This window comes from Pedobacter nutrimenti (genome assembly GCF_003208655.1).
GTDB classification, from domain to species: Bacteria; Bacteroidota; Bacteroidia; order Sphingobacteriales; family Sphingobacteriaceae; genus Pedobacter; species Pedobacter nutrimenti.
The window spans coordinates 709,654-732,264 of record NZ_QKLU01000001.1; the positions used below are offsets into that span (position 1 = coordinate 709,654).

At 40.3% G+C, this 22,611-nt stretch carries 19 protein-coding genes; 12 read left to right on the plus strand and 7 right to left on the minus strand.

Annotation, left to right across the window (positions count from 1 at the left end; genetic code table 11):
• Positions 1 to 180: 180 nt before the first annotated feature.
• Complete coding sequence (locus tag B0O44_RS02920; protein WP_110827185.1) at positions 181 to 1,248, minus strand: DUF5694 domain-containing protein; 1,068 nt, start codon at positions 1,246 to 1,248, stop codon at positions 181 to 183.
• 241 nt (positions 1,249 to 1,489) lie between these two features.
• Here B0O44_RS02920 and B0O44_RS02925 point away from each other — a divergent pair, with 241 nt between their 5' ends.
• The 9 genes from B0O44_RS02925 to B0O44_RS02965 all read left to right on the plus strand — a co-directional run bounded on the left by B0O44_RS02925 (position 1,490) and on the right by B0O44_RS02965 (position 12,498).
• Positions 1,490 to 2,164: a phosphatase PAP2 family protein gene (locus B0O44_RS02925; RefSeq protein WP_110827186.1), complete on the plus strand. Its 675-nt coding sequence runs from the start codon at positions 1,490 to 1,492 to the stop codon at positions 2,162 to 2,164.
• Positions 2,165 to 2,170: 6 nt separating this feature from the next.
• On the plus strand, positions 2,171 to 3,703 hold the full coding sequence (locus B0O44_RS02930) for an ArnT family glycosyltransferase (protein WP_110827187.1): 1,533 nt from the start codon (positions 2,171 to 2,173) through the stop codon (positions 3,701 to 3,703).
• A gap of 143 nt (positions 3,704 to 3,846) precedes the next feature.
• Positions 3,847 to 4,689, plus strand: a complete 843-nt coding sequence (locus B0O44_RS02935) for a VOC family protein (protein WP_110827188.1) — start codon at positions 3,847 to 3,849, stop codon at positions 4,687 to 4,689.
• A 118-nt stretch (positions 4,690 to 4,807) separates the two neighbouring features.
• Positions 4,808 to 6,121 carry a hypothetical protein gene (locus B0O44_RS02940; RefSeq protein ID WP_110827189.1) on the plus strand — a complete coding sequence of 438 codons (1,314 nt, stop codon included), beginning with the start codon at positions 4,808 to 4,810 and terminating at the stop codon, positions 6,119 to 6,121.
• A gap of 102 nt (positions 6,122 to 6,223) precedes the next feature.
• Positions 6,224 to 6,694, plus strand: coding sequence for a redoxin domain-containing protein (locus tag B0O44_RS02945; protein WP_110827190.1), 471 nt, complete (start codon positions 6,224 to 6,226; stop codon positions 6,692 to 6,694).
• A gap of 10 nt (positions 6,695 to 6,704) precedes the next feature.
• Entirely contained in the window at positions 6,705 to 7,226 is a 522-nt protein-coding gene (locus B0O44_RS02950; protein ID WP_110827191.1) for a DsbA family protein, read from the plus strand.
• A gap of 22 nt (positions 7,227 to 7,248) precedes the next feature.
• Positions 7,249 to 9,858, plus strand: a complete 2,610-nt coding sequence (locus B0O44_RS02955; protein WP_110827531.1) for an MGH1-like glycoside hydrolase domain-containing protein — start codon at positions 7,249 to 7,251, stop codon at positions 9,856 to 9,858.
• On the plus strand, positions 9,855 to 10,412 hold the full coding sequence (locus B0O44_RS02960) for a histidine phosphatase family protein (RefSeq protein ID WP_110827192.1): 558 nt from the start codon (positions 9,855 to 9,857) through the stop codon (positions 10,410 to 10,412). The genes B0O44_RS02955 and B0O44_RS02960 overlap by 4 nt, the downstream gene beginning before the upstream one ends.
• A gap of 169 nt (positions 10,413 to 10,581) precedes the next feature.
• Entirely contained in the window at positions 10,582 to 12,498 is a 1,917-nt protein-coding gene (locus B0O44_RS02965) for a tetratricopeptide repeat-containing sensor histidine kinase (protein ID WP_211321296.1), read from the plus strand.
• 47 nt (positions 12,499 to 12,545) lie between these two features.
• Here B0O44_RS02965 and B0O44_RS02970 read toward each other — a convergent pair whose 3' ends face one another.
• Positions 12,546 to 13,409: a helix-turn-helix domain-containing protein gene (locus B0O44_RS02970; RefSeq protein ID WP_110827194.1), complete on the minus strand. Its 864-nt coding sequence runs from the start codon at positions 13,407 to 13,409 to the stop codon at positions 12,546 to 12,548.
• A 102-nt stretch (positions 13,410 to 13,511) separates the two neighbouring features.
• Between B0O44_RS02970 and B0O44_RS02975 the strand changes: the two genes are divergently transcribed.
• Positions 13,512 to 14,132, plus strand: coding sequence for a DUF6624 domain-containing protein (locus tag B0O44_RS02975; protein WP_110827195.1), 621 nt, complete (start codon positions 13,512 to 13,514; stop codon positions 14,130 to 14,132).
• Positions 14,133 to 14,168: 36 nt separating this feature from the next.
• On the opposite strand, the gene B0O44_RS02980 is transcribed toward B0O44_RS02975, so the two are convergent.
• The 3 genes from B0O44_RS02980 to B0O44_RS02990 form a co-directional block, all read right to left on the minus strand.
• Positions 14,169 to 15,392: an FAD-dependent monooxygenase gene (locus B0O44_RS02980; RefSeq protein WP_110827196.1), complete on the minus strand. Its 1,224-nt coding sequence runs from the start codon at positions 15,390 to 15,392 to the stop codon at positions 14,169 to 14,171.
• A gap of 151 nt (positions 15,393 to 15,543) precedes the next feature.
• Positions 15,544 to 16,035, minus strand: a complete 492-nt coding sequence (locus tag B0O44_RS02985; protein ID WP_110827197.1) for a hypothetical protein — start codon at positions 16,033 to 16,035, stop codon at positions 15,544 to 15,546.
• The gene (locus B0O44_RS02990; RefSeq protein ID WP_110827198.1) at positions 16,022 to 16,483 is read right to left on the minus strand and encodes a sigma factor-like helix-turn-helix DNA-binding protein; all 462 of its coding nucleotides are present in this window, start codon (positions 16,481 to 16,483) and stop codon (positions 16,022 to 16,024) included. Before B0O44_RS02990 ends, B0O44_RS02985 begins: the two co-directional genes overlap by 14 nt.
• Before the next feature lie 251 nt (positions 16,484 to 16,734).
• On the opposite strand from B0O44_RS02990, the gene B0O44_RS02995 reads away from it, so the two are divergent.
• Positions 16,735 to 17,307 (plus strand): DUF5025 domain-containing protein, encoded by a 573-nt coding sequence (locus B0O44_RS02995; RefSeq protein ID WP_110827199.1) that lies wholly within the window; start codon positions 16,735 to 16,737, stop codon positions 17,305 to 17,307.
• Positions 17,308 to 17,482: 175 nt separating this feature from the next.
• Here the strand turns inward: B0O44_RS02995 and B0O44_RS03000 are convergent, their stop codons facing one another.
• Positions 17,483 to 17,935, minus strand: coding sequence for a GNAT family N-acetyltransferase (locus B0O44_RS03000; RefSeq protein WP_110827200.1), 453 nt, complete (start codon positions 17,933 to 17,935; stop codon positions 17,483 to 17,485).
• A gap of 268 nt (positions 17,936 to 18,203) precedes the next feature.
• Between B0O44_RS03000 and B0O44_RS03005 the strand changes: the two genes are divergently transcribed.
• Positions 18,204 to 19,175, plus strand: a complete 972-nt coding sequence (locus tag B0O44_RS03005) for a quinone oxidoreductase family protein (protein ID WP_110827201.1) — start codon at positions 18,204 to 18,206, stop codon at positions 19,173 to 19,175.
• Positions 19,176 to 19,282: 107 nt separating this feature from the next.
• On the opposite strand, the gene B0O44_RS03010 is transcribed toward B0O44_RS03005, so the two are convergent.
• Positions 19,283 to 22,420: an efflux RND transporter permease subunit gene (locus B0O44_RS03010; RefSeq protein WP_110827202.1), complete on the minus strand. Its 3,138-nt coding sequence runs from the start codon at positions 22,418 to 22,420 to the stop codon at positions 19,283 to 19,285.
• Positions 22,421 to 22,611 lie beyond the last annotated feature (191 nt).

A 22,611-nucleotide genomic window follows, 5' to 3' on the forward strand; every position in this document is an offset into this window, starting at 1 on the left:
AGTTGTTTTATTAAAAAAACAAAACTAATTCCTTTTCACTGGAAAAAAAATTCACAAGCAATGAAATCAAAAAAATCTATTAGATACCTTCAACCACACAAAATCAGAATCAGTTTCATGCAGATTGACAATTGCAAACAGGTTTACACCTGTTTGCAATTAAATTAAAAAATTAAAAAACTACAATTCCGCGTAACTCACTAGTTTCACATCAGGGTCCCTGGAAAGAATATCTTCCATTGTCTTTCTGTGCCCAGCTCCTACTCCGATGACAATACGTTTAGCCTTTTTATCTTTCGCCTGCTTCAATACATTTTCGCACATGTTTTCATTTCTCAATGCCCATTGTGCGTACATCGCTTTAATTTCCTGAACCGGAAACAAAGGATATTCAAAAAAATAAGTACCGCCATAAAAATTCCAGGCATCAATCAGAGCTTCATAGCGTTTGGAAGCCATATTGGTATAAGAGGACGGGCTCATATTTTTCTTGTCCTGATCAGTAATAGTTGAATACCTGTCAATTTCAGCCATTAGTTTTCTTTCTGCGGAGGTACTGTCCTGATTGGCTTTTTTTGTGAGTTCAGCGATCCTTTTGCGCGCCGAACTCCAGGCCTGGGACCATGGCCCGTCATATTTCTGACAATCCATAGGATAAATCTCATTTTGCCCCAAAGCATAAATCAAAGGAAAATAAATCCTTGAATATTCTGAATCCACACGGTAAAGACGGGCTTTTTTCAGGGAATCTGGACTATTGAAGTGACGTTTGTAATAAGCCATCTCTTGTTCTGCGAAACCTTTCTTCATATAATTTTCAATAACAAACAATTGATACTCAGCATTGCCCCGGTCCCCAATTTGCATGTAATCCAACGCAAGGTCCATTCTCAGTTTATGCAGATAGGCGAACTTGGCCAGTGATTTATTGGCCTGTCTGATTTTCTTTTCAGGATTTTTACTGCTGTCAGGATGTTGTCTGGCAATAAAGTCCCTTCCTATTTTAAAAGCATCATAAGCCCAGTTTCCTGCTGGAAGGGTCTTGTAGTCGGATGCAGAAAGGTATTCTCCAAAAACCATATCAGGTTTAAAGGCTTTGAGTTTGGAGATAATGACATTAAAATCATCATATCCCTCTGGGTTGCTGTGTGAGGAACCCACCACTACAATTTCAATTTTTTGTGCGAAGCCTGTATTCAGGCTAAAAAGGAGACTAAAAAAAGTCAGGGTTTTAATCAGGATTTTCATATCGTTGTTTTGTTTGAACAGCACAAAATTGAATGATCGCATCACCCAAACGAATATTTTTATCCCAAACCCTCAAATCATGATCCCAATCAGGACCATTAAGCAATAAAATCAGTATCGGTTAATTTTAAAACTGAATTTTCAAATCTAAATAACTAGGTTAATGTAGAGGTGATGTTTCCTTAATATTATGGTTATCTGAGGTTTTTACTTTTGCCTGTACAGCAGCATCCCCGCAGGCATGATTAAACCTATATTAAAACGGCCATACTATTTTGGCGTTTTACTTGTATTTCTTTTAACGGCATCTGTATTTAACATTTGCTTCTCCAAAGCCGATGGATTTTTAATCCTGAACCAATTCCATCGTCATTGGCTTGATGAAATTTTCAAAGTGATCACCAATTTTGGGGACGGAATTTTTGTCCTTCTTGTGGTTGCTGCGACTTTAGTATTTGGAAAAAAGAAAAAATCGCTTTGTATCCTTTTGGCGTATGTCTATTCCGGACTTGCAGCCCAGATCCTGAAGAGGTTATTTCATATGCCCCGTCCAAAAGTGTTTCTGGAGCTCAGTGCTATAAAATACACATCCTTTGTAGAAGGTGTAAGTCTTGCCGGCTCAAACTCATTCCCATCAGGTCATTCGGCTTCGGTGTTTGCACTGGGCACTGCTCTGGTACTGGTTTACAAAAAGAAAAATATTTCATTTTTAATGGCCATATTTGCCATTATGGTTGGCTATTCCCGGATCTATCTTGCCCAGCATTTTCTTCAGGATGTAATGTTTGGCGCCTTATTGGGCATTTTATCGGCCCTGTTCAGTTATCATCAGGTTTATCACCAGAAATTCTGGAGGGTAATCAGATATGGTTACAAGAAAAAGGGTGCAGAATCCACACCTCAGCAGGCCCTTTAAATTTATATGCGAGAAATCCCTGCTAAAGTCTGGTGGCTTGTTTTGGCCTGCACCGCTATAAAATTACTGATTGCCTGCAACACGACACTCGGAAATGACGAGGTTTATTACTGGACCTATGCCCAGGACCTCCAATGGAATTATTTTGACCATCCGCCTTTTGTAGCTTGGCTCATCCGGTTAACGACCTTGAATTCGGCAATTCATTTGGAGGTTGCTGTTCGCCTGGGTGCTATTCTTTCTTCAGGAATCTGTACACTGCTTATTTACCGCATGACCTCATTTGTAGCCCATCAGCGTGCAGCCTGGTATGCCGCCCTGTTGTATGCCTCTTCTTTTTATTGCAGCATCATTGCCGGTACATTTATTTTGCCCGACAGCCCCCAAATGGTATTCTGGCTTTGGAGTATCTTCCTGCTTTTAAAAATAAACCGGGCAACCGAAAAAAACTCACCTAATTTTAAATTGTGGTGCCTTTTTGGCCTTGCTGCCGGTCTTTGCATTTTATGTAAGGTCCATGGGATATTTCTATGGCTGACGGTCGCTTTGACTGCCCTATTCCTAAACCCTGGCTTTTTTAAGCAGAGCGGAATGTACATGGCGGCTTTGTTAACGGCCATCCTCATTTCACCCATTGTAATCTGGAACTTCCAGCACGACTTTATAACCTATACCTACCACAGTGAAAGGGTTAGTCTTAGCCACGCCGGCATCAATGGTTTAAGCTTTTTGCGTGAGTTGGCCGGACAAATTCTTTACAACAATCCTTTTGTATTTTTTACGGTCTGGCTAAGCCTGTTTGCGGTATTCAAAGGAAATTATCCTGCCCCTAAAAAAGAAACCCTGATCCTTCTGGCCTCTTCCCTTCCACTTATCGTGGTTCTTGTATTTCTTTCTTTATTCCGCGATACCCTTCCACATTGGTCAGGGCCAGCTTATGCCAGTTTGATTGCACTTGCTTCTTTAAAACTTTCCTTAAATGATCCTGCCGGTATACCCAAAATCATTAAAGCCTCCCTGTTTACCTATGTACTTGTTGTCATCAGTGGTTTGCTTCTGATTAATTTTTATCCCGGCTCACTTTCTCCGGAAAAAGATCCTTTGGAATATGGCCATGGAGATCCGACGCTGGATCTTTATGGATGGAAACAAACCGGAGAACTGGTGGATTCTGTATATAAACAGGATGTTTCCAAAGGAAATATGCCCGCCTCAGCCCCTATTGTTATCACAAAATGGTTTCCTGCCGGACATTTAGATTATTATGTTGCCCCTCTTACCAGCCAGCAAACCTATGCACTGGGTAAAATATTTGACCTTCATCAATACTATCTGTACAACCAAACAAAAAAACAACCCACCAAAGGGAGTGCGGCTTATTATATTGTCCCTTCCAGTTTATACCATAAAGATGACGCAGACCTGGTATGTTCCCACTACACGACATGTAGTCCTCCTGTTATCCTTCCGGTAAAACGAAACGGTGTCATTTGTAAAAACATCCTGTTGTTCAGGTTAAAGGGATTTAAAGGGAAATAGCTGAAGATGATCTCTGGCAGGATATCCCCCGTGAATTGTCCTGAGCACACCGCGCAAAAGTTTTTGTAGACTGATAAATTTGAAATATAACTTGAGCAATTACAAGAATAAAGATAAATTTAGTTAACCAAAGACCTCGTATTATGAACAATTCAATTTATCCCTGCCTGGCCATTAAGGACAAAATTGCAGAAGCTGCAGATTTTTATATCCAGACATTTGGCAATGGCGGCATTACCCAGACTTCACCTTACGTGATACAAATTCAATTGAGCGGACAAAAATTTATGCTGCTCAAAGATGGCCCGGCTTCCAGTCCAAATGCTGCAATTTCCTTTATGGTGATTAGCGAAACTGCTGAAGAAACCGAAGCTTATTACCATAAATTAAGTGCCCAAGGAAATACCATGATGCCTTTGGATGCCTATCCCTGGAGTCCTAAATATGCCTGGGTAGAAGACAAGTACGGTGTATCCTGGCAACTGTATACCGGCAATAAAAACGACAATCCTCAAAAATTTAACCCGACACTGATGTTTACAGGTACACAGGTGGGTAAAGCAGCCGAAGCGATAAACCTTTACACCAAACTTTTCCCGCAGTCGGATGTCCAGGGTATACTTAATTACGGTGAAAATGAAGGGGACGATACTTCTTTTGTCAAACATGCACAATTTAAAATCAAGGGTTTTACCGCCATGGCCATGGACAGTTCTGCAGATCATGGTTTTACATTTAATGATGCCGTTTCTTTAGTGGTAGAATGTGAGACACAAGAAGAAATTGACCGTTATTGGCTGGAACTAACCGCTCATGGAGGACAAGAGGTCGCCTGCGGTTGGCTCACTGATCGTTATGGCCTCAGCTGGCAGATCATCCCTGCCTCATTGGGCAGTCTGTTAAAAGAACCTGAACGCGCACAGCGGGTAATGGCTGCATTATTGAAAATGAAAAAACTGATCATTTCAGATTTGGAAAATGCTTAAATAAAGAAAGACCTTAAAGGGTCTTTTTTTATTTAAAAAGAATTCAGTTGGTTTTCATGCAACTTTTTGAAATTTCGGGTGTCATATACCCAATAAACTTATCCCCCTAAATATCCACATGAAGAAACTACTCCTTATCTTAAGCCTCTTTTTAGCTATAACTTCGTCATTCGCACAGGAAAATGAGAAGAATACGATTATTACCACTGATATTGATAATTTCTGGACGGCTTATGATAAAATACGTCTTACAAAAGACACCACACTTCAATACCAGTACCTGAATAATTTTTTTCTGGAAAAAGGCACCCCCGGGCTTAAAGCGATTGGACAAGCCAGAAATTATACAGCAAAATCTTATATAGATGCCATTAACAATTATCCCCTGTTCTGGAACTCTGTAAGGGCAAACACCTATAAAGTAAAAACCCTGTCTAAACAAATTTTCGCAGGAATTCACCAGCTCAAGCAATTGTACCCTGCATTAAAACCTGCAAAAATTTACTTTACCATAGGCGCCCTGAGAACCGGCGGTACAACGCTAAGGGATATGGTGCTTATTGGAAGTGAAATTGCCATGGCCGACAAAAGCACCATCACCTCTGAATTTCCCAAAGCTTTCTCCAATCTGGTTACCTATTTGCAAAACAACAACACCGAAAATACAGTACTGACCAATGTTCATGAATATGTACATACCCAGCAAAAAACGAATCAGGCAGACAATCTTTTAGGACAATCCCTTTTGGAGGGCGTTGCAGAATATGTTTCGGTAAAAGCCACTGGCAGAAAATCTGCCCTGCCAGCACTCAGTGACCCTTCATTAGATCAGGAAAAAGTAAAAGACCGGTTTTCCCGTCAAATGTTTAATTGGTTTTCCGGCTACTGGTTGTATTCAAATGAAGAAAATGAGTTCAATTTAAGAGATTTGGGTTATTACGTTGGTTACAACATCTGCAAAAAATACGATGAACAGGCCACTGATCACCAATTGGCCATTAAAGAAATGATTGAACTGGATTATAGCAACCCTGCTGAATTATATGCTTTTGTAGACAAGTCCGGCTATTTCAATGCACCTGTACAAGATTTGAAAGCACGATACGAAAAAGAAAGACCCAGGGTCATCAGCGTTGGCCCTTTCAAAAACAAAGATCAGGAAGTAGATCCTGGTACTACTGAACTACGCATTGAATTCTCCGTTCCCATGAACACGCAAATCAGAAACTTTAAATATGGTAGTCTGGGTCCGGATCATTTTCCCCAGATCAATAAACTGATTAGTTTTTCGCCAGACGGAAAAACAGCAGTTTTTGAACTGAAACTAAAAGCCGGGCAATCCTATCAGTTTATTGTTGGCGATGGCTTCAGAAGTCAGGATCGGATTTCACTTCAACCTTACCCCATCGAATTCAAAACCAGGGATAAATAACTGCGTGCTACTGTTTTAAAATTTGAGCTTATTTGCCAAATTTCTAATAGAGATCCATAAATATTTATTAGCTTAGTTCTTCAGTCAAACACATCAAAACCTATGCTGAAAAAGAACACGCCCGCCCCTGATTTTCAATTATTGAATCCAGAAGGAGAAGTCGTATCCTTATCCGATTTTAAAAATAAAAAAAATGTGGTCCTGCTTTTTTATCCGGCCGACTGGAGTCCGGTATGTGGTGACGAAATTTCTCTGTTCAGTCAAATGAAGCCCATTTTCGATAAAGAAGATGCTGTTTTGCTGGGCATCTCGGTTGACAGTTTCTTTTGCCATAAGGCTTATACGGCGCACAGAAAAATACACTTTCAGTTGCTGGCAGATTTTGAACCCAAGGGCGAAGTGGCCAGACAATATGGTGTTTATAATGAAAAGGCAGGATACAATAGCCGCGCATTGTTTTTAATTGACAAATCCGGTACCGTACAATGGAGTTACCTTGCACCGGATGAAGTTAATCCGGGAGCAGATGGGGTTTTGGATGCGCTGGAAGAATTAAAGGAAACAAACGTTTAATACCAGGTTTATGCCCGAACAATTAAAACCAGGGGTCTCTCCTTCTGATCACACCAGGGGGGCCCGCAATCCTCAACTGGAAATTGTAGAATACGGAGATTTTCAATGCCTGTATTGTGGTGCCGCAGAGCCTATTGTTGAGGAGATCCTGGAACAGTTCGGAACTGCGGTTTCTGTTACCTTCAGAAATTTCCCGCTCAGGGACACACATCCCGAAGCTTATGATGCTGCTCTTGCGGCCGAGGCCGCTGCAAAACAGGGAAAATACTGGGAAATGCACGATCGGATATTTGCCATACAGGATACGCTTAATGCGCAGCACCTGATCCAGATTGCTTCTGATCTGGGCCTGGATATGACACGGTTCCGGAACGACCAACAGAGCCCGGAAGTGCTTCAAAAAATAGAAAATGACTTTGAAAGTGGAGCACGCAGCGGCGTCAATGGTACCCCTACCTTTTTTGTCGATGGCATCCGTTTTGATGGTGCAGCAACGGACTTGTATGTGATGATCAGTGAAAATGCTTCCTGATGATTTTAAAAACAACGGAACTATGAATCCCGAATCGGATCGTATTGAACAAAAGAACTGGAAAAAGTGGGGACCCTATTTGTCAAACCGGCAATGGGGAACAGTAAGGGAAGACTATAGTGCCGACGGAGATGCCTGGAAATATACCAACCATGATATGGCCAGAAGTAAGGCCTGGCGCTGGGGCGAAGAAGGAATTGGGGGAATTTCCGATGACCAGCAACTGCTTTGTTTTGCACCCGCTTTCTGGAACGGGAAAGACAAAATAATAAAGGAGATTTTTTTTGGTCTGAACAATGAACAAGGTAACCATGGAGAGGATGTAAAGGAACTGTTTTACTACCTGGATTCTTCCCCTAGCCATTCCTATATGAAAATGCTGTATAAGTATCCGCAGCAGGCTTATCCATACGATTTACTGGTTCGAGAAAATGCCAGCCGGACCAGGTTAATGCCCGAGTATGAATTGCTTGACACCGGTGTCTTTAAGGACAACAACTATTTTGATATTTTTATAGAATATGCCAAAGCATCCCAGGAAGATATCCTGATCCGGATTACCGCGCACAACAGGGCCCTCCAGACAGCCAGACTTTGCATTTTGCCTACCCTTTGGTTCCGCAACCGATGGACCTGGGGTTATCATGAAAAGCATGCCTCTATTTTTGAAAACAACGAAAATGAGATAGAAATTAGCAGTAAAGAACTGGGAACCTATTTCTTATATGCCGAAAAACCCGTAGAATGGCTATTCACAGAAAATGAAACCAATACAATCAGATTGTACAATTATGACGACGGGAAAAAATATTATAAAGATGCCATCAATGATTATGTAGTTCAGGGTTTAAAAAATGTCGTTAACCCCGCTTCAACAGGTACAAAAGCAGCCGCCTGTTATGATCTTGAGCTGGGAGGTGGTCAGTGTGCCACTTTGGAATTCAGACTCTGTAAGGGCATGCAAAAAAAGCCTTTTTCAGATTTCGGGTCCCTCTTTGACTTACGTAAACAGGAAACAGATCATTTTTATAATACATTGCAAACAGGCATCAGAGGAAAGCAGGAAGGTGAAATCCATCGTCAGGCCCTGGCCGGCCTGCTCTGGAACAAACAGTTTTACGATTATAATGTAGGAAAATGGTTAAAAGGAGATCCAGCGCAACCCCCGCCCCCCGCTGGCCATAGTACTTCCAGAAACCAGAACTGGAAACACATCAATAATGCCGATGTTATTTCTATGCCCGATAAATGGGAATTCCCCTGGTATGCCTCCTGGGACCTGGGCTTTCACTGCCTGAGCCTGGCCCTGGTCGACCCCACATTTGCAAAAGGGCAGCTGATGATGCTCACCAGAGAGTGGTACATGCACCCTAATGGCCAGTTGCCGGCATATGAATGGAATTTTGACGACACGAACCCACCAGTCCATGCATGGGCTGTTTGGGAGGTATATAAAGCAGACCAAAAAAAGAACAATGGCAAAGGAGATATCCCATTTTTAGAGTCGGTTTTCCAAAAACTGCTTTTAAATTTTACCTGGTGGGTAAACCGGAAGGACGATAAAGGAAGCAATATCTTTTCAGGTGGTTTCCTGGGCCTGGACAATATTGGGGTTTTTGACCGCAGTATGAAACTGCCAGCCGGAATGAGCATAGAACAGGCAGATGGTACCAGTTGGATGGCCATGTATGCGCTCAATATGATGCACATTTCCCTAGAGCTGGCCTTACATAACCGGGTTTATGAAGATATGGCCACAAAATTCTTTGAACACTTCCTCTATATTGCAGGTGCGGTAATGAATAACCTCGGCCCGGACAATAGCGGGTTATGGGATGAGGAAGACGAATTTTTTTACGATGTCCTCTCTATTGAAGGAAAACCCTCCGTCAAACTGAAATTACGGAGCATGGTGGGTTTGATCCCTTTATTTGCAGTAGAGGTGATCCGTGATGAAACCCTTAAAAAACTCCCTGCTTTTGCAACAAGAATGCAGTGGTTTCTCGAACACCGTCCTGAACTGGCCTCTCTTGTTTCGCGCTGGACAGAAAAAGGAACAGACAACAAGCATTTACTGAGCTTACTTCGTGGCCACCGAATGAAAAGGATTTTATACAGAATGCTGGATGAAAAGGAATTTTTGAGTGATTACGGGATCAGAAGTTTGTCGAAAACCTATGAAACCGAAGCCTATGTATTTCCGACAGAACAAGGGGAATTTAAAGTAAAATATGTGCCGGGAGAAAGTGATTCGGGAATGTTTGGTGGCAACAGCAACTGGCGGGGCCCCATCTGGATGCCAGTAAACTACCTGCTCATTCAGAGCCTGCTGCGTTTTCATGATTACTACAGCGATGATTTTAAAATAGAATATCCAAGCGGTTCGGGTGAAGCATTTACCCTAAAAGAAATTGCCCTCGCCCTTTCACAAAGGCTGATCAATATCTTTAAAACAGATCCACAAGGCAAACGGGCTTGCTTTGGTGAGCATGAAAAGTTGCAGCAAGATCCTGAATTTAAAGATTATCTTTTGTTTAATGAATATTTTCACGGCGATTCAGGTAAAGGCTTGGGCGCCTCCCATCAAACCGGCTGGACAGCCCTTCTAGCCAATTTAATACAACAGTCATGAAGTTAAAAAGCATACCGCTCCTATACCTGCTGTTCTTTTCATTTTCCATCAGTCTTCCGCTGAAAAATTTTGCCCAGGCAAAAAACCTTAAACTTGTTTTTATCCGTCATGCGGAACGTCCTGAAAATGGCGACAACCTAAATTGCAAAGGCTTAAACCGCTCTTTGCTTTTACCAAGCCTGTTGTACAAAAAATTTGGGAAACCAGATGACATCTACATTCCCTCCATTCATCAGGGAGACCAAACCAAAAGGTCAAGAATGTTTCAAACCATAACGCCTTTTGCAGTTAAATACAATTTGTCTATTAATTCTTCTTATGAAGAGGATGACTATAAACATACCGGCAAGGCACTTTTAAAAGAACAAGGCACCGTACTCATTGTCTGGGAGCATCATTGGATCCAATCGTTGGTGAGTTACCTGGGCGTGGAAACCGGAAAATGGCCTGATGACGATTATGACAGCATCTGGATACTTACTTTTCCAAAGGGTAAAGCAGTGCTCACCAAAGACAAACAGGGCTTAAAACCAGGAATAAACTGTTCTTTTTAGCCCATTATTTCCTTTTAAGGATTGTGTTTATAAGTATTGTTGATCCTATACGTATTGTTTCTTTAATTTTATTAACTTCAGATGTTTAAAATATCAGCAACAGAAAACAACACCTATCCTAAAAGAAAAACAAATCATGATCCGGCGTTATCCTCATCTGTTTATTGTCATGAGCTTATTGCTTGTAACAGGTTGTAAAGGATATAAAAAGTCGAAAGATCGTTATTTTGCTTCCGAAAACAGATGCATCGAACTCTACAGAAAAAAAATTTCACTCTATTGGAACAACAAACCTGACTCTGCCATTTTCTATGCAGAGAAAGGCTTAAACCTCGCAAAAAAGATTAAAGACAGAAGCAGTGAGGCTCATTTTCAAATCCAAATTGCAGGTATAAATGAACAATACGGAAATTTAAAAACCGCTGTAGATTATCAAAACCACGCCTTGCTCCTATTCCAAGTTCTGGGCGACTCGGTTTCATCTTTAAATGTTTCCTCAAGCATTGGATTAAACAAAGCAAAATTAGGAAATTTGAATCAGGGCAGAGATTTAATACAAAACTCCATACGTTATTTTGAGCGCCATAAAGATACACTTAATCTTTTGGGAACTTACGTCAGAATGGGTGAATGGGAAGAAGTAAAAGGCGATACTCCACAAGCCATCAGCTGGTACCAGAAAGCAGAAAGCCTACAGTCTGGAAACGGGTCCTCTGATGAGTTTTTCTTGTTGATCGACAAAATAGCCCAGCTTCACAGTAAACTTAAACAACATCAACAAGCGACTCTTTATTACCAGAAAGGAATAGACAAAAGCACCTTTAAAACATTTACAAAAAAGAATATACAATTTATAAATCATGCGGCCAATGCTATGGCCGCTGATGGCAAACACGAAAAGGCTGTTGTATACCACCAGTGGGCTTTAAAAAAAGCTACAGAGGCCGGCCTCGCCGAGCAGCAGGTATATGCCTTAATCGGTCTGGCCGCTAATGGTGATGATAAAAAGACAGATTTAAGTATTGGCCATCTAAAAAACGCCCTTTCAATTGCCCACAAAATAGGCCATAAACAATTGAGTGCTGAAATTTACAAAGGGCTATCCACGGTTTACCGGCAACAGGCAAAATACAAAGAAGCATTAAATATGCTGGAAATGCATTACAAAATCATTGACAGTTTGAAAAATGCAAATATCACCCATAAAATCAATGTGCTTCAAAGTAGTTATGAACTCTCCAAAACCAAACTACGGGTGGAACAGCTGGAGCTTGCCGAACAGGAAAAAATTTACCAGCGTAATTCCTTAATACTTATTACGGTAGCTGTATTGCTTGTTCTTGTTGCTTTCCTGCTGTACCTCATTAGTATTCATAAATTAAATAAAAAGCTAAAAGCATCTAATCTTTTGAAGGACAAGCTGTTTTCCATTATAGGACATGACCTGCGCAATCATGTTGGTGGAATAGCTGGTTTACTCGCCATCATGGAAAATGAAGGTCTCAGCAGCCAGGAACAAGTGGAAATGATACCAGAACTCCGAAAGCAGGCAGATGCCAGTTTTGATATCCTGACACAACTGTTGCAATGGGGCCAGTCACAGATTAAAGGGATCCAGATAGAAGCCACTGAATTTAGCGCAGATCAGATCATCGCAAAAAACACAAAAGCACTTGATAAAATGCTCAAGGACAAATCTTTAAGCATCGTAGAGAATTATCCAAAAAATCTAAAGGTTTTTGGAGATGTGAATCATTTTGATTTTATCATCAGAAACCTACTCTCCAATGCCATTAAATTCAGTTATCCCGGAAAAGACATTGAAATTACGGCCATAGAACAAAAAGAAAATTCGGAGTTTATTTTTTCTGTAAAAGATTATGGAAAGGGAATCAGTAAACACCAGCAGGAACAGTTTATCAGTACGGAGCTGGAGGTTTCCTTTGGTACAAAAGGAGAAAAAGGTACTGGTATAGGCCTCACCCTCAGCAAAGAATTTGTCCGCGCCAACCGCGGAAAAATGTGGTTGGAAAGCAAAGAAGAAACAGGAGCGACTTTTTATTTCAGCTGGCCTGCTCGTATTTAAAATTGTCAATTTTCCGAAAACTTTGTCAAGGGGCACAAGCTCGGGCATCAAATTTCTAGAAAGCGGAACAACAGTTGATCATTTCCTAATTTCCGCACCTTTTCAAAAAACTCACCGGGCCTGGAACCTGACATCTTTTTGTAGATATTAATAAAATAACTTTGATCGTAAAAATTGCTTTGGTTGCCGATATCTGTCAATCTTTTAAACTGGTCTTTAAAAAGCTTGTTGTTAAGTGCATGACGGAAACGCGCGATTTTTTTGAAGCCAGCAGGAGAAATACCTATATGTTCTCTAAAAAGCCGATTTAGCGTTCTGGAATTCAACTCTACCTTCAATGCCACCTCGGCAATAGACATTTCGCTTTCAAAATTGATCAGCAAATCAATCGCAGCGCGAAGGTGCTTATACCTGCTAAAAGGACGATACATAGAGATTAAAAAATTCTCCAATAGCCCTACCCTTTCCTCCAGGTCATTAATACTGTAGAAATCGGCAATAAATTTTTTATAATCATCCCTGTCCTCCCAAAGAGAGAACATTTGGGAATCCTTTGCAGCAACCTCAAAAAAAGAACAATCCAAAAAATGATTAATACCCAACGGCTTAAAAGCGATGGTTACTTTATCAATTTTCCCTTTAAAAGTCACCTTTAAAGGAACTGACCTAATGCCTTGTATAATAGAAAAATAGTTTTCATTCTGCACTCCGGAAACAGAAGTAAAGTTAGATAAAATGCTAATATCTACATTCTTATGAATATTCAGCGGCGTATTCACAGAAGGAAAAGCAAAATAAGTGACCTCGAACAAGGGGTCCTCTGTCTTTAAAAAATAATAATATTCAATATGTTCCTTCAACAACTCATGTCTTGGGAAGAATAGAACGGGATCCATTATTTCATTTGCCATTCTCAACCAATTTTTGATAAAATTTAAAATTTCCCTGTCTTAAAAATACAATTTTTCGGTCTGTTAATTTATTCTATTTGATGAAGAAAAATAAACGAAAATATGAGAAAAATATTCTTAACCCTTAGCTTATTTTTAATTTCTGTGTGGCTTTGTCAGGCACAGGATAAAATTAAAAACCCAAAGCTGCAAGCTTATATCGACAGCCTGTTTATGGTGGATCAAAAAGTACAATGGGACATCGTGTCGGCCTACAACAGACACCACAATCAGGACAGCTTGAAATTACTTATGGAACTAAAAGAGCAGACCTTTAAAAGACACACCCTTTTAATCAAACACATTTATAAAGAAAATGGCTATCCAAGTACTGAATCTATTGGCCAGGAAAGTGTAGAACATTTTTTTTTACTGATACAGCATTCCGATGCAGATCTTGATTTTCAATCAGAAATGCTCCCGGTTCTTAAAGAAAGGTCCGATTTAAATCTGATTAAAGCCCAGGATTATGCATTTCTATATGATAGGGTGCATATTAATAAAGGGGAAGAACAATTGTATGGAACACAGGTAGGCTACGATAAGGAAGGTAAGGCCTTTTCAAAAAGATTAAAAGATCCGGCAACTGTAGACGAAAGACGGAAAAAACTTGGAATGGAAAAACTACAGGATTATTTGACAAGAACAACAGCACTACACAAGGAAATGAATAAAAAAAATTAAATCAGAAACGCTGTCTCTTTTAACTTCCCAGGGATGTTAAGCATATTTTTCCAGGTCAATGGCGTTTGCCGCATAATCAACTTTCTTCTGCATTTTATTCATAAAAGATTTAACAAGCTTTTTCTTCCATGGCATATATTTCATTAAAGTAAGTACTAAATTTTGCATAAAGAGTTCCGTTTTACTTTTTGCAATCATTTGCTCCAGCACAGCAAGCCCAAGTTCCTGGTTCACTTTAATGTAATGGCCCATCTTATCGCTATAATTGTCAAATGCCTCCCTATAATCTGCGGTTCTGGATAGTTCGCCTGCCAATACATAAGCACCAACAATGGCCAGACTGGTGCCTTGTCCGGATGCAGGAGAAGGACAATATCCTGCATCTCCAAGTAAAACCGTTCTTCCTTTGAAAAGTTCAGGGGCATGTACCTGACTTAAGGAGTCAAAATAGAAATCAGGGCTTTCGGGCATGGCCTTTAGTAAAGCAGCCAACTCCCATCCCTCATTTTCAAACGCGCCTTTTAATATTTTCTGCTGTTGAGCAATGTCTTTGAAATCATATTCCAGGCCTTTACTGGAAAAGAGAAAAAGTGCTTTAGAGGGCTGTTTTTTATGGGCATTGAACACATTTACAATTTTACCAGCCCCTGGATAACCAACCTCTTCCTGGTCAAGTTCTAAGTGATTTGGAACAGAGAAAATAGAAATATAATAGCCCAAATGCTTGACCAAATGCTCTTCTTTATCGAAAAGTAATCTCCTGACATTGGAGCGCAGGCCGTCCGCTGCAACGAGCAGGTCAAAATGTCTTGTCCCTCCTTTCTGAAAATGAACTTTAATCCCCCCGGTTTGTTCTTCAATTTTCAAAATGGAGTCGTTAAAAAGATATTCTGTATCTTCTTTTGTTTGCTCATATAAAATTTCGGCCAGGTCGCCACGAAGAATTTCAACATCACGCTCCTGCCTCATTCCAAATTCATCAGGATTAAAACCGGCAATTGTTCCCCCTTTTTTATTGATCAAAACAGATTGACGGATGTGGATAGCTTTATCTTTTATCCGGTGAAGAATACCCATATTTTCTGCCACAGTAACCGCCGCCCCCCTGAGGTCCACTCTGTATCCTCCTGTACGCGGCTGGGCAGCTTTCTCTATTATCGTTACCTTAAAACCATATTGATTTAGCCAGAAAGCAAGTGCTGGTCCTGCAATGCTCGCACCTGAAATAAGAACATGTAAATTTCTATTGCCGCTCGTCATGTATAACTAATTTGCGCCAGCAAAACTAGCCATCATTTATACAAATGATAGACAAAATTGGTAAAACAGACATAAAAGACGGTAAAAAGGATGTTTTTACCGGTGAAATTTTTACAGATAACTAAAAATGAGAGCCTCCCTTTTAAGCTTACTATTTTCCAGCCGTTTTAAGCTGCCTTAATTCAATTTGCAATTCATTAATTTGCCGGTCCTGTTGTCTTTTTTCAAGATAATAGTATATAGCAAAACCCAAAAATATCTTTCCAAGAACAAAAACCGCAGCAAAGATCCACCTCCATATTTTGTGGATACGAATGTGGGTAGACTTTGATTCAATATCGATCAGCTCAGGCGCCTTATCCTTTTTTTCTTCCTGCCTGGAAATTTTCAGAGCTTCAATTTTTGGTCTCCTGGCCAGTTCATTAATTTCAGCTTCTATACCAGGCCATAAAGTTGCAGGAGGTTCAATAGCCATTTTTTGTGCAATTCTTTCCAGGTCATTTTCCAGCAAATAAAGGGCTTCCTTTATTTCGGGGTGCTGCTTTTTCAAGAATAAAATTTCTCTGGCTTCCTCTTCGGTACTGATCCCAAGTACATAGGTCTCGAGTATTCCGCTTTCTATGTATTCTTTAATTTTCTCCACTTTTTTTCATCATAGCGAAGGCTTCTCTAAGAATCTTCCGGGTTAAAAGTTCTGTTTTATTTAATCTCTCTGCAATGGCAGAAATAGGGTATCTGTAGATGTAGGCTTCACAGAATACCTGTTTTTGTTCATCTGTTAAATGATTGAGGTGTTTACTATGGGCATAATTTTTTTCAAGATGAACATGATCTTCATCATTTTTGACCAAAGGCAGTCTGGACCGGGTAAACTTCAGCAACTGGCACCAAATACTTGTTCCCTGCCAATGTAACTGGTTAAATTCTCTGGCAAAATCAAAAAAGGTATCTGCAAGGTATTGCTCTGCCAATTTCCGGTCCTTTACCACTTCAAAAATATACCCCAGTAGCATGCCGGAGTACTTACCATAAATTATATGGATTTCATCCGAACTATCCCTATGTAAGGCATCCTGATTAATTTTCAGCATATCGTTATCACTGCGTTAATTAAAATTTTCGCCTGTTTTTATGCCGGCAAATAAATTTCAGATTAAATATCAAAAAAATTAAATTAATTTCCAATAACAAACACCAGGTAAATGAGTTTTTGTTACAAAAAACTCATTTACCTGGTGTTTACTGCTTTAAAAAATCTTATCCACTGATTTTCAACTAGTCCTTAATGCATTTCCATTTGTATATCTATAAACAACATCTCAGATAAAGAAAATCTATTTCTATGAAATCATTATTACTAAGCATGTTCATTATTTTTACGATCTGCGCCTGCAAAAAGGAACACCCCATCCCCAAGCCTCCTCCGGAAAAGGAATATGTTCAATATTTTAAAGGCTTTATAAGTGAGAAGCCTTTACTCGTCACGCAATCAGGAATCAGCGGTGATTGGACAGGTCTCTCCAGCGTTTCCGCTCCGGATATGGAAGTATATAGGGTGATTGTAAATCTACAGGAAACATATGCAGGCCGTTTACAAACATCTTTCCTCCGGTTTCAACTTTTTAATATGAAAAACCGGACCTTTAAAATAAGTGGTCATGAACCAATTCTGGACCTTCGTAACTCTTATATTTTTCTTAATAAAAAACTTGGTCCTAATGATGAAGATGCCAAGTTTTATACGCCTAACAATCTTAAAAAACCATTCGAAATTAACATAACTAGATACGAATACCTTAAAAACAGTGGATTACCTTATGTAAAAGGAACACTAAACGGAGTTTTATATAATATAAAAGACATCACAGATTCAATTGTCATTCGAGATGGAGATTTTGATGTCCATAATTTATAACTGTTCCCACAAGGGAAAACCCATTACCATAAAAAACCCGGACCTCTTAATGATTTCCGGGTTTCATCTGCTCTCTTTCCACTCTCAATGTCAATCTTAAACCTAAATTTTATACGATAACCTTATATACGATGCAATTTTCAAGCTGGTTTTTTAAAGCTTCTTAGAATTACATTCAAATGACCGAACGCCGCATATGAATATGATCAATGCCATCTTCATCATAAACATCCCCTTCACTTATAAAGCCAAAAGACTCATAGAATTTTTTCAAATACAACTGAGCACCGATTTTAATGGGCTGTCTTCCGTACAAGCGTATACAATTTTCGATAGCAAGACGGACAAGCTCCTTACCGAACCCTTTTCCCCTGACAGCATCACTACTGACAATACGCCCAATGGAAGGCTCAGAAAAAGAAATCCCAGCGGGTACAATTCTTGCATAAGCGACCAATTCCTTTTGCTGATACAGCATTAAATGCTGACAGGATGGATCTTTCCCATCCGCATCTAAATAGACACATTTCTGCTCCACAACAAAAATTTCACTTCTTAATTTAAGTATAGCATAAAGCTCTTTTGCAGAAAGTGAACTGAACGGTTTACAGATCTCAATAAATTCCATAATTAGCTATAGTTTTAAAATAAGAAAGCGGGAAAAATCCGAAGATCTCTCCCGCTTAACTAATTAACGCTCTCCCTGCAAGTCTACGATTAATTATTTAATATTTGCAAGCTTGGTGGCTCTTTTTTTTAAAAAAAACTTTTACACAAAACCTATAGTCCAATTGTTAAACAGATAAGTTAAGCCCTATCTTTAAAAGAAAAAATCAGGAAAAAACAGATGTAAAAAATCATTAAAAGTTCCTATTGATAAATAAAAATAAAAAGCCATGAAAGCAGCCGTATTACATGCATTAGGTAAAGCACCAATATATACAGATTTTCCTGACCCTGTTCCTTTAAATGAGGACCAGATTTTAATTAAAGTGACCGCCGCGGCCGTTAAAAACCTTGATAAGGCCATTGCCAGTGGGGCACATTACTCCAGCAATAAGGATACTTTCCAACCGGTTGTGGTTGGTGTGGACGGCGTAGGTATACTGGAGGACGGCAGCAAGGTTTATGCACCGGGTGTTCAGGGCATGATGGCAGAAAAAGCACTGATTGACAAAGACCGGCTTGTAAAACTGCCTCCTCAGCTCGATGACGCTACCGCAGCCGCATTGCCCAATGCAATACTTGGTGCTGCGGCCGCTTTGCTATACAGAGCTAAAATATCACCGGGCCAAACCGTACTTATTAACGGGGCTGCTGGTGTGACCGGCAGAATTGCCATTCAGCTGGCAAAGTATTATGGTGCCAGCCAGGTCATTGTAACAGGTAGGAACATCGAGGTTCTTGAAGCATTAAAAGATCTTGGGGCCGATGAGTTCCTATCCTTAAAACAGGAAGACCAGCTCTTTATAAAAACACTGCGGGATATGCACCAGATTAAACCAATTGATATTGTTATAGACTATTTATGGGGACATCCGGCCGAACTCATTCTCACCGCTTTAAAAGGAAACGGCACCTTTACAACAGCCTTAAAGTTTATCACTGTTGGTGCTATGGTTGGTGACAAAATACAGCTGTCCTCTGCTGTTCTCAGAAGTGCCAATATTGAATTAATGGGTTCCGGCTTTGGAAGTCTTCCGGAAGACGCGATGCAAAAACTTTTCAGGGAAGTATTACCTGAACTACTGCAACTGGCAGCTGAAGGCAAACTTAAAATTGAAACCGTCACAGCCAGCCTGCAAGCCATAGCATCAGCATGGGATATGGAAGTTCCATCAGGAAAAAGACTGGTTATTAAAATTTAACTTCTTTTAAAAATAAAAACCAGAGACTGAAAGCCCATCTTCAGCCTCTGGTTAACCTGTAATCATTTATCTGACAGTATGTACGAAAAAAAATATTCTCTGGATTTTCAGGCTTCTTCTTCGGTAATTTTCTTCGACCCCCTAGCTTTTTCCTGCAACGTTTGAAAAATAACAAACAAAGAAGGAACAACAAATACACCTAATAGTGTTCCAAACAACATTCCTCCTATTGCACCAGTACCAATAGATCTGTTTCCGTTCGCACCTACCCCCGTGGAAAACATCAAGGGCATCAATCCAAAAACAAATGCAAAAGAAGTCATTAATATAGGTCTTAAACGTGCTTTAGCCCCTTCAATAGCCGCTTCAAGAATGCTCATTCCCTTTTCCCTTCTTTCCAGAGCAAAAGTGATCATCAGAATGGCATTTTTAGCCAATAAACCAATAAGCATAATCAGGGATATCTGCATGTAGATGTTATTGTCCAGACCAAAGATTTTAGCAAAAATAAATACACCTGATAAGCCCACTGGCAATGAAAGCAGTACTGCTAAAGGTAAAAGATAACTTTCGTATTGTGCACTCAGCAGTAAATACACAAACACCAGACACAAAATGAAAATATAAAGGGTTTGGGAACCGGCATTCTGTTCTTCCCGGCTAATTCCTGAATATTCAAAACCATAACCTAAAGGTAAATACTGATCGGCAGTCTGCTGAATGGCCAGTAAAGCCTGTCCTGTGCTATATCCACTATTTGGTGAACCACTTACGGACATGGAGCTGAATAAATTGAACCGGGTCACACTCTCTGGGCCATAAATACGTTTCAAACTGATAAATTCCGTAATCGGGGACATCAAACCACTGGCTGTCCTGATGCCAATCTGGTTAAGCCCTGCAGGATTTGCCCTATAATTTGTATCGGCCTGAATGGTCACCCTGTACTGCTGGCCAAATTCATTAAAGTTAGAGACATATGAACTTCCATAAAAAACCTGCATGGCATTGAGCACATCCGTAACCGATACCCCCGCATCCTTACATTTAGGTACATCCACTTTTAACTGATACTGTGGAAAATTAGGATTAAAGGGTGTTGTCGCATATTGTATTTCAGGACGATCATTTAATTTCTCAAGAAAAGTTTGTGCTACTTTATAAAATTCTGCTGTGGAATGACCGCCCTGGTCTTCCAGCTGGAAAGTAAACCCACCACTGGTACCAAAACCAGTAATGGTAGGCTGGGACATAAATAGTATGCTTGCTTCCTTTATGCCTGAGGTTGCTTTTTTTAATTTTTTGATGACATCATCGTTACTTATACCCGGTCGCTGGTCCCAGGCTTTCAGCCTGAGGATCACCATCCCATAAGAACTTCCACTACCCCCTATAAAATTCTGACCCATTGTTCTCATGGTATTGGCTACTTCCGGTAGCCGCCTGGCAATACTGTCTACTTTAGTAGCAACGGCCTTTACCCGTTCCATTGTTGAAGAGGCTGGCAAAGTAATGTTTACAAAAATTGTCCCCATATCTTCACTGGGTACAAAGCTTGAAGGTGTCGATTTCATCAGCGCATAAAAACCACCAATAAACAGACCAATGGCGACCAGAACCATCCATTTTTTTGCCATCAGGAAATGAACCGCTTTACTGTATTTAGAGGTGAGGGCATCGTATGCTGCATTAAAACCAACACCAAAACGCTGCATAAGTGTTCTTTTTTCTTCTTCCTTGCCATGATCAGGAGGTTTGAGAAACATGGCGGCGAGCGCTGGACAAAGTGTAAGCGCATTTATAGCAGAAATCATAATGGCTACGGCAAGGGTTATTCCGAACTGCTTGTAAAAAACCCCAGCCGATCCGGTTACAAAGGTAACTGGTACAAATACAGCGGCCATGATTAGGGTGATGGATACAATTGCTCCCGAAATTTCACTCATGGCATCAATTGCAGCTTTTCGAGGAGATTTATAACCGCTTTCCAGTTTGGCATGAACAGCCTCCACTACAACGATGGCGTCATCAACCACGATACCAATGGCCAGCACCAAGGCAAAAAGTGTCAGAAGATTAATACTGAAACCAAAAAGATATAAAAAGAAAAATGTACCGGTAATCGCTACAGGCACTGATATTCCATGAATAATGGTAGAACGAAAATCCTGTAAAAAGATAAAAATAACCAAAAACACCAACAAAAAACATTCAACAAGGGTGTGCAGAACTTTATCAATTGAAGCATCTAAAAATTGATTGATGTCTACCAGATAAACAGATTTGATCCCCGGAGGAAAAGATTTAGCGGCCTTATCAAGTACCACTTTCGATTTATTGATGACATCCCTTGCATTACTTCCCGGGGTCTGGCTAATGGCAATGCCTACAGATTGTTTTCCGTCTGTAGCGGTTGACCCGGTATAGGTTTGCGCTCCAAGTTCAATTCTGGCGATATCCTTTAAACGGAGATATTGTCCCTTAGCAGTAGATTTTACGATGATGTTCCCAAACTCTTCGGTGGACTGCAAACGTCCGGTATAAGTAATGACATACTGGAAAGTCTGCTTGTCATTTTCGCCGAAATTACCCGGGGCCGCATCCTGGCTCTGTTCATTAATTGCAGTAGACACGTCACTTGCAGTTACTCCATAAATGGACATCACATCAGGTTTTAACCAGATCCTCATAGAATAGGTCATGGCCGAACCAAATACAGAGGCCGCACCCACCCCATTTACACGTTGCAGCTGCGGAATGATATTAATCGCGGCATAATTCTGAAGAAAAGTCTGGTCGTAGGAAGGATCATCGCTATAAATAGACATGATCAGTAAGTTACTGCTTTGTTGTTTTCTGACGGTAACACCGGTTTTGGTTACATCCTGGGGTAACAAACTTACTGCAGAGGAAACCCGGTTCTGAACGTCCACCGCCGCCTGATCAGGGTCAGTACCCACAGCAAAATACACGCTAATAGAGGCCGTACCTGTATTGGTTGCTGACGAAGTGATGTAGGTCATCCCCTGAACACCATTGATTTGCTGTTCAAGGGGAACGATTACGCTTTTAAGGACCACATCTGAATTTGCACCGGGATAAGTGGCGGAGACTTGTACGGTAGGTGGTGAAATGTCAGGATATTGCGCAATGGGCAACTTCACTAAACCAAGTATTCCCAGCAATACGATCAGTACCGATATAACGGTACTGAGTACAGGTCTTTCAATAAATCTTCTGAGCATAAAACACAATTAATTAATCCTGTTCCAGGATCAAGCTGATAACAATACAAAGAGAAAAACGTGTTAAAAAATTTGGTGTGTAGCACAATCGTTATACAACAATAGTATACGCAATAAAAAAGGCATCTGCTGTTTAAATATAATTAATTTTTAACTTTATCTGCCTTAGTATTCAAAAGACCATAATGCAT